This window comes from Mycobacterium sp. (assembly GCF_032162605.1).
Classification (GTDB): domain Bacteria; phylum Actinomycetota; class Actinomycetes; order Mycobacteriales; family Mycobacteriaceae; genus Mycobacterium.
Map to the genome: position 1 here is coordinate 1 of NZ_JAVROT010000466.1, position 7,235 is coordinate 7,235.

4 protein-coding genes and 5 pseudogenes are annotated in these 7,235 nt (G+C 65.2%); 3 read left to right on the plus strand and 6 right to left on the minus strand.

Going from position 1 to position 7,235, the window contains the following annotated elements; all coding sequences use genetic code 11:
• Both QOI01_RS25810 and QOI01_RS25815 read left to right on the plus strand, forming a co-directional pair.
• Positions 1 to 409 (plus strand): annotated as a pseudogene (locus QOI01_RS25810) (SPFH domain-containing protein); the annotation flags it as partial.
• Between the two features lie 379 nt (positions 410 to 788).
• Positions 789 to 2,193: pseudogene (locus tag QOI01_RS25815) on the plus strand (IS1380 family transposase).
• A gap of 134 nt (positions 2,194 to 2,327) precedes the next feature.
• On the opposite strand, the gene QOI01_RS25820 reads toward QOI01_RS25815, so the two are convergent.
• Complete coding sequence (locus QOI01_RS25820; protein WP_526386017.1) at positions 2,328 to 2,822, minus strand: HAD family hydrolase; 495 nt, start codon at positions 2,820 to 2,822, stop codon at positions 2,328 to 2,330.
• On the opposite strand from QOI01_RS25820, the gene QOI01_RS25825 reads away from it, so the two are divergent.
• Positions 2,764 to 2,949 (plus strand): hypothetical protein, encoded by a 186-nt coding sequence (locus QOI01_RS25825; RefSeq protein ID WP_526386018.1) that lies wholly within the window; start codon positions 2,764 to 2,766, stop codon positions 2,947 to 2,949. The two genes, QOI01_RS25820 and QOI01_RS25825, sit on opposite strands and share 59 nt — an antisense overlap.
• Positions 2,950 to 2,979: 30 nt before the next feature.
• Here the strand turns inward: QOI01_RS25825 and QOI01_RS25830 are convergent.
• The 5 genes and pseudogenes from QOI01_RS25830 to QOI01_RS25850 form a co-directional block, all read right to left on the minus strand.
• Positions 2,980 to 3,237 (minus strand): annotated as a pseudogene (locus QOI01_RS25830) (IS110 family transposase); the annotation flags it as partial.
• Between the two features lie 438 nt (positions 3,238 to 3,675).
• Positions 3,676 to 4,855, minus strand: a pseudogene (locus tag QOI01_RS25835) (GAF domain-containing sensor histidine kinase); the annotation flags it as partial.
• Positions 4,856 to 4,876: 21 nt separating this feature from the next.
• Positions 4,877 to 5,920 (minus strand): annotated as a pseudogene (locus tag QOI01_RS25840) (GAF domain-containing protein); the annotation flags it as partial.
• Between the two features lie 313 nt (positions 5,921 to 6,233).
• Positions 6,234 to 6,842 carry a DUF6308 family protein gene (locus QOI01_RS25845; RefSeq protein WP_526386015.1) on the minus strand — a complete coding sequence of 203 codons (609 nt, stop codon included), beginning with the start codon at positions 6,840 to 6,842 and terminating at the stop codon, positions 6,234 to 6,236.
• A gap of 151 nt (positions 6,843 to 6,993) precedes the next feature.
• Positions 6,994 to 7,235, minus strand: a 242-nt coding sequence (locus QOI01_RS25850; RefSeq protein WP_526386016.1) for a hypothetical protein, incomplete at its 5' end; no start/stop codon positions are given.

The window sequence follows — 7,235 nt, forward strand, 5'->3', positions numbered from 1 at the left end:
TGACAAGCAGGCCGCCGTCCTGCGCGCCGAGGGCAACCGGACCGCAGCGATCCTCAAGGCCGAGGGCCAGGCCCGCGCTATCGACGAGGTATTTCAGTCCGTGCACCGCAACGACCCCGACCCCAAACTGCTCGCTTATCAGTATCTCCAGATGCTGCCGCAGCTGGCCCAGGGCCCGGGAAACACGTTCTGGGTAATTCCAAGCGAGGTCACCTCTGCCCTGCAAGACGTGTCCCGCGCCTTCACCCAGGCGCTGCCCAAGTCATCGGCCACCCGCGAAACCTCCTCCGACGACTTGGCAGCGCACGCTGCCGCCGATGCGGCTCAGGCGGCACGAGCCGCCGCCGATGCGCTCGAAGGCGCGGCCGAGGCCGACGGCTACCAGACCGCGTTGCCATCGCGCCCGTAACGACCATCGAGACAGGATTCTTCGAGTCGCGGAGCATGCGAATGGGGACACGTTCGCCCGACAAACTCCCGCCGTTGTTCAGACCCGCCCGCGTGCTACTGCTGGCAGCGGTGGGCCTCATTGCACTACTAGCTCGTCGGGCCGCACCTGGTGGACGCCCACGTCAATTGCCTGGGGTTCGGTAATGCTGGCTACCGCCAGCGTCCCGTGAGCCTAAACGGGTGGCACGCGCGGCCGCGCTTCCACTCCCCTGCGGCGATGATGAAGCAGATGATGGCAATGGGCTCTTAGGTCCGCTGATCGTTTAAACCCGTCCTTAAGCCTGGGATGATTGGTGTTCTCTACGCATCAATCGGGTCAGTTCGGAAAGGCACTTCCGGTGCAAGTTTCGCATAGGTTCGCCGCGGAGTCCGCGGTGTTCGACGAGGCCAATCTCGTGTCGTGCCCTGGGCTGGTCCCGGTGATGGCATTGGCTGAGCAGACCGGGCTGCGGCGCTTGCTCGGTGAGAAGGTCCACATCGCGGCGCCGCGGATCAAGTCCGGGTCGGCGAACCCGGCACCCAAGCTGGCCACGCTGATCGCGGGCATGTGCGCGGGCGCCGGACTGCATCGATGACATCGACGTGATCCGGTCGGGCGGCATGAAGACCGTGTTCGGCGGCGTGTACGCACCCTCGACTGTGGGAACGTTGTTGCGGGAGTTCACCTTCGGTCACGCCCGCCAACTCGAATCGGTGCTACGCGAGCACCTGGCGGCATTGTGTCGGCGGGTCGGCCTGCTGCCCGGTGCCGATGCGCGGGTGTTCGTCGACATCGATTCACTGCTGCGCCCGGTCTACGGACACGCCAAACAGGGCGCCTCCTACGGGCACACCAAGATCGCCGGCAAGCAAATCCTGCGCAAGGGACTCTCGCCGCTGGCGGCCACGATCAGCACCGCGGGCTCGGCACCGGTGATCGCGGGGATGCGGCTATCCGCCGGGAAGACCGGCTCGGGCAAGGGTGCCGGGCGGATGGTCGCCCAGGCGATCAGGACCGCCCGCGAACTCGGGGCCAACCACGACATCCTGGTGCGCGGCGATTCGGCCTATGGCAACCGCAAGGTGGTGCGGGCGTGTCGACGCGCAGGTGCCCAATTCTCCCTGGTGATGACCCGCAACCCAGCCGTGGACCGCGCGATCACCGCGATCGACGACGATGCGTGGACTCCGGTCTGCTATCCCGGCGCGGTCCGCGACCCCGATACCGGTACCTGGATCTCCGACGCCGAGGTCGCTGAAATCCCGTACACCGCTTTCGCTTCCACCCCCGACCGGGTGACTGCCCGACTGGTGGTGCGCCGGGTCAAGGACGCCCGCTTTCCTGATGGTTGTTCCCGGTCTGGCGGTATCACCCGTTCTTCACCAACACCGACCTACCGGTCGAGGCGGCTGACATCACTCACCGCCAACACGCGATCATCGAAACCGTGTTCGCCGACCTAATCGACGGACCGTTGGCGCACATCCCGTCGGGCCGTTTCGGCGCCAAACTCCGCCTGGGTGCTGTGCGCCGCGATCGCCCACAACCTGCTACGCGCGACCGGCGTCCTCGCCGGAAACCAGCACACCCGGGCCCGCGGATCGACGCTGCGCCGCACCATCGTCAACATCCCGGCCCGACTGGCCCGCCCCCAACACCGGCCGATTCTGCACCTACCCACTCACTGGCCCTGGTCTAAACATTGGCTTGCACTGTGGCACAACACCATCGGACACAGCCCGCCACAGACTGCGACAACCTGACCACCCGCCCACAGGCCCAACCGGAGCACACAGGAACAGCTGGACAGACCAGCGGTTACCTCACGACCACACCCGAAAAATCAAGAACAACAGTCACCGGCACCACAAGACATCAGCCCGTCGGTGGATTCAGTCTAAGGGCCACTCGGCGCAGACGAGGGAATCGATCTCGCCCCGGTCTCCGGAAGTGAGCGCGTAGTGCTGCGTCGAGTAGACGTTCGAAGCCCCGAACACCTTCTCCAACGCGCTCCGACGCGCCGGCGATCAAGCGTTTGTGCGCGTCCTGGCGGTGCTTGTAGTACTTCTCCGGGTCGAAGCCGTTGCGCTTGGGTTCCACCGCGAGGCGCTGGTGGATGACAGCTGACAACGACCATGGGTCCGGAACGAAGTATGTCCCGTCGTCGAGCTTGATGCAGGGATGGGTCCATCGCGATACCGGTGTGCGCGGCGGCAAGCGCTGGCGTGTCGTTGACGCCGTCACCGACGAGCAACACCCGCCGGCCCGTACTTTCCAGATCGCGGACCGCGCTGACCTTGTCCTGCGGCAGCAGGCCGGCCCGGGCGTCGAGGATGCCGACTTCGGCGGCCAAGGTGGTTGCGGCGGGCGGATTGTCGCCAGTCAGCAGCACGGGCGTGGTGCCGGTGAGTGTGGTCAACGCGCGCCACGGTGTCGGCGGCACCCGCCCGCAGCTGGTCGGTCAGGGCCAGCACGCCGGCGGCGACACCGTCGACGAAGACGATCACGGCGGTCGATGATCATCGGCGTGGTGGTCGTAGCCGTGCTTGCAATTGGCGGTGATTGTGCCGATCAGTGCGGACCAGATCGGCGAGCAGCTTGGCGTCACCGGCATCGGATTTCGCGCCGGAGACCTGATGGCAGTCTCGGTAACGGGCGACGGCGAGCGGGTTGACCGCATACACCTGGAACCCGCTCACCCCCGCGAGTCCTTCCGGTAGCCGGCGCGACGCCAGTCGCGCCCCGCCGGCGTCCATCACGTGTATGTCGTGGTGGTCTTCGGCCCAATCGTCTCCGACGAAGATCATCGGCCTGTCTCCTTAACTCCTTTGTGGTGCAACTCATTACAGAGCAAAAGGTCACCCGGCGGCAACCTAATGTCTTGCCGCCACTTGGCCCCCAGTAAAATCGCGGTACTACGTTTCCGCAGGTAGCTGCCCGTCAGTGACCCCTTTGGGGCCGTGCCAGGCGTTCACAATCGCGCACATCGTTCACCACCGCGCATAACGTGTGGTCCCCGACTGGTCGCCAAGTAAGTGACCGCTTCTCGCCTGCCGCTCTGGCCGGCCGGATCGTGCCGCGGAGATTGTCCGTTCTCATCCGACCTGACGTATCGAGCTAGGGCAGTAATCCCGTTTCTAAGAATGTCGGCCCGCCATCCGGCTTTGGGTGGCGGCCCGACTTCCTATGAATAACTCCACGCGGCCGCGCTGTGCGCGAAAGAGCGAGGTGTGGGTTGGGTCTCCTCAAGCCGCTTCGAGTGGGATCCTGACGGCGAGTGATGTCCCGCGTCCGGGCTGACTGGAGATGGTCATCTGGCCGCCGAGGGCCTCGACGCGGTCGACGAGGCCGGTGAGTCCGGACCCTTTGGCGGTGTCGGCTCCGCCGATTCCGTCGTCTCGAATCAAGATGTGCAGGTTGGCACCGTCGGCTTTGACGCGCACAGTTATCTCGGACGCTCGTGCGTGCTTGGCCGCGTTGGTGAGGGCTTCGGCGACGACGTAGTAGGCGGCCACCTCGACAGAGTCCGGCAACCGTTGGTCAACACCAACGTCGAGTTCAACCTGGACCGAGGAGCGGCGGGCCAGCGTTTTGAGCGCAGGGCCCAGTCCGCCCCTGGACAGGATCGCAGGGTGAATGCCGCGTGAGATTTCCTGGAGGTCCGCTGAGATGCCGGCCAGACCTGTAACGAGGTGTGAGATCTGTTCCTTGGAGGTGTGAGATCTGTTCCTTGAATGCGTGCAGCCCGGGCGGCAAAGACGCCTCTGCGGCGCGCATTTCGAGGCCCAGTGAGACCAACCGCTGCTGGGCGCCGTCGTGCAGGTCGCGTTCGATACGCCGCCGCGCGTCATCGGCGGCCGCGACGATTCTGGCCCGAGAGGCGGTGAGTTCGGTGTGGGTCTCGGCATTGGCGATCGCGGTCGCAACCAGATCCGTGAAATCCTCGACGCGCTCCTCGGTGTCTTGAGGCAGGGGTCCACGCGACGAGCCGACGATGGCTGCACCCCATACACGGCCGTCGACGATGATCGGCGCACCCACCGCGGCGCGGAGGCCCAGACCACGCAAGCGTGCAGCGGCCGGACCGCGAGCATTCTCATAGTTGTCGATTCGGGCGGAGCGGCTGGTGCGCAAAATTCTCCCCGGGACATTGTCCCCCTCTAGCGAAAACCGCGTACCGACCGGCATCGTCTTCACCCCGGGATCGTTATCGCAGGCCGCCACGAGGAAGGCCGAGCCGTCGGGCTGGTAGCGCCACAGTGCCGAGAAGTACACCCCCAGGCACCAGGCCAACTCCGTCGCCACCGCTGAGAACACCTCAGTCGGCTCGACGCCGTGCGCCACGAGCGTCGCCACTCGCCGCAACGCGGCCTGCTGATCGGCGAGCATCTGCAGCTCGTCGCGTCTCGCCTGCAGCTCGGCCCGGGTGGCGGCATTGGCGATGGCGGTCGCGACCAGGTCGGCGAAATCGGCCATGCCCCTATCGATATCCGTGGGCAACGGCTCAGCTCGCGAAGTCACAGCGGCCATGCCCCACAGGTGCCCGCTGACAACGATCGGCACGCCCACCGCGCACTGCACACCAAGCTCACGAATCCGCGCCGCGGCTACACCTGATACGTGTTCGTGGTTGTCCAACCTGGCGGAGCGGCCGGTGCGCAGAACCATCGCGCCGATGTGATCGCCATCCAATGGGAACCGCTCGCCCACAAACAACCCACTTGGCATCCGCGAGTCCGCCGCTGAAAAGGCGGCAATGACGACGGCATCGGCTTCGTACCGACACACCGATGCATTGTCAACATCCAGGCATCGAGCCATCTCCTCGGCCACCGCGCTGAACACCTCGGCAGGCGATACTTCGCGGGCGACTAGTTCCGCCACCCGCCGCAGCCCCGCTTGCATGTCGGCGAGCCGTCCAAGGGCTTCGCGTGATTCGGCGTTGGCGATCGCGGTCGCGAGCAGTTCGGTGAAACTGGCTAGACGGTCCGCGGTGTCGTCGGGCAGCGGGTCTGGATCCATGGTGGAGGCGATCATCGCCCCCCACAGCCGTCCCGCCACGACGATCGGAGTTCCGACCGTTGAACGAATCCCGATGCGGCGGACGGCCTCCGCGAGTTCGCCATCCAGCTGTGAGTAGTCGTCGATGCGGGCCGCCGCGGCGCTCGTCCGCACCAGCGCAAGCAAGTTCGTACCCGCCAGAGACCACCGGTAACCGACCGAAGCAACCGGAGCGCCGGTCGGGAAGCTGCCGCAATCGGTTGCCGTGCCGTCGAGCTCGTAACGTGCGACGCTCACCCGTGGGACGTTGACGACGCGGGCGACCTCCTCGGCGACAACGGCGAACAGGTCCGAAGGTGTTACGCCCTCCGCAGCCAAGCGGTGAGCCGCTAGAAGATCGCCCGGGACGCCTGGAGGCCAGCCTGCCGGAATAGAGGATTTGAGACTGCGGCTGCCCCGTCGGGCCTGGCCGCTACGCTTTTGCGCCATGTCGCGGCGTAAGCAGGTCTACAAGATCACCTATCCCAACGGGATGATGTATGTGGGGATGGACCTGACCGGATCGGTGACCTACTTCGGCAGTCCGAGCGCCAGAAGCGCATCGCCGCCGATCTCGGCGAGCACGTCCACGACTTCACCGCGCGCAAACAGATCCTTTGGGAATCGGACACGGCCACCGACGCCGAGGCGCGCGCAATGGAGATCAGACTGATAACTATGGCGCTTTCCGACGAGGCATCTTGGCCCGGTACCGCGAACATCTTGCGACGAGTCGACCGAGGCTTCTGAACCAGCATCGCGGTTAGGTCTGGGTTGCTGCCATCCAGAGCGCAACGTCTATTCGCCGAAGCAGGCTGATCTGTGGCGGTGCGGCTTGACAGGCGTTGGTGATGGCGGCACGGCGCGACTCGTCAGCTAGTTCGTCGTGGAGCTTGAGCCAGAAGAGTCCGTCGGGTGGACGGATGAAGTCCTTCACCTTGTTGTCGAGGATGGGGATGAGTCTCGGACGCTTCGCCGCCATCAACTTTCCGGCTGTGACCCAGTCCACCCGTGGCAGGGTGCGCAGGGCGTTGTGTAAATCGTCTGCTGGACCGCCGACGTTGACGGTGAGGCGGCTTACTTCCCAAAGGTCTTGGTCTCGCGGAATCTGACGGAGCAGACTGTTGAAGCGTTCGGATTCATTGATCAGCAGCGTCGACGCTGCCTCCGGTGGGACCTCAACGGAGAGAGCTTCGACTGCGAGGACGTCGGACGCCTCGAAGCGGTTTGGATCGCCGATGGCCGCGAACTCGTCGAACCAGCGGCCCGTGAACTTGTCCTTGCCTCCGCCGAAGTAGCGCTTGAGGTGGCTCTCCACGTCGTCGGCGTGCTTAGTGAACCAATCCGCTAGATCCAATCCGAAACTCGGCATGACGGTAAGCATGGCAGGGCCATGCCCGGCTGGCCGCAGGGTCATGTCCCCGGTTCGGTCTCGCCCACTGACCGAGAACCGAGAGATCGAACGGTTCATGTTCCTCGTACCAAGTGCGAACTCACCCGCGACGGGGCTGCCGGACATAGAGTCATGACAGTTTGCTGTGTAGTTCCTGGATACGTCGGGAACCGGTCGGGGGGATCCATTCCATGAAGCTCGCCGCCGCAGCGGTTGCCGCCGCCTCAGCTTTCATAGTTTGTGCCGCGCCCGCCGGGGCCGACACACTCGCCACCTCGGCCAGCACCGCCCCGGCGACGACATCGGGGCCGATGTCGGCCACGCGGGCCGCAATTTCGACATCGGGAAAAACGGCGGCTAGCAGAATGCTTT